This is a genomic window from Pedobacter zeaxanthinifaciens (assembly GCF_003313335.1).
In the GTDB taxonomy this organism is placed as follows: Bacteria; Bacteroidota; Bacteroidia; order Sphingobacteriales; family Sphingobacteriaceae; genus Pedobacter; species Pedobacter zeaxanthinifaciens.
Window position 1 is genome coordinate 1 of record NZ_QMHP01000024.1, and the last position, 1108, is coordinate 1108.

The 1108-nt window shown below is 46.0% G+C and carries 1 protein-coding gene; it reads left to right on the top strand.

Annotation, left to right across the window (positions count from 1 at the left end; genetic code table 11):
- On the top strand, positions 1–1108 hold a 1108-nt coding region (locus DUT68_RS18245; RefSeq protein ID WP_198659641.1), incomplete at both ends, for a SprB repeat-containing protein.

Sequence of the window (1108 nt, forward strand, 5' to 3'; positions counted from 1 at the left end):
GCTAACCGACAGGACGGACATTGCCTGCAGCGGCGCAAGCACCGGCAGCATAACGATTGCCGCAACCGGTGGCACTTCGCCGTACCTGTACAGCATCGATGGCTCAACCTACCAATCTGGCACAAACTTTACCGGCCTAGCTGCCGGAACATACAACCTGTTGGTGAAGGATGCCAACCAATGTAAGGCCACTCTTAATGTTACCGTTAATGAACCACAACCACTAAACGCTTCGTTCTCTAAACAACATATTAAATGCTACGGCGATGCCAGCGGCTCCATCACAGTAGTTGCTTCTGGAGGATTACAACCATTCACCTATGCAATAAATGGCGGAAGCTTTCAACTAAACAGCTCTTTTACCGGCCTATCCGTAGGAAATTATACAATTACAGTACGTGACAAAAACAACTGCCAATTTACCGAGCAAGTACAACTGACAAACTTAACTTCTAAATTAGCTATTTCGCTCAGCGCTACTTCTCCCGCTACTTGCGATGCTTTAGGCAGTATCAAAGTAATTAGCACCACCGGTGGCTTAGCTCCTTTTTCTTATAGCATTGATGGAGGCACCTTTTCAGGAACAACTGAATTTGATCAACTGCCTGCTGGGATTTATAACATTGCGGTGAAAGATGCAAACGGATGCACTACATCCGCCACAGCGGCTATAACCGTTCCATCAGGAATTGCTGCTACTGCTAGCGTAAGCAGCGTCAGTTGCTACTCTGCTGCAGACGGAACTATCACTATAATAAATGCTACTGGTGGAAATGGTAACTACGTATACGCCATTAACGGCGGTAGTTTCCAATCATCACCTAACTTTAGCAGTTTAGTTGCTGGAAATTATACTGTAGTTGTTAAGGACAGTCCTTATAGCTGCAAATACACATTAAATCTTACCATCACTCAGCCAGCACAATTAAATATAGCGTTAAAATCAAGTACAAATATTACATGTCATGGAGGTGCCAATGGGTCCTTTGAGGTGTTAGCTAATGGCGGCAGTGGAAGCTACCAATATTCGCTAGATGGCGGTACCACGTTCCAGCCGTCGCCAAGCTTTGCAGGCTTGAGGGCGGGGGGATATACCGTAACGGTGAGG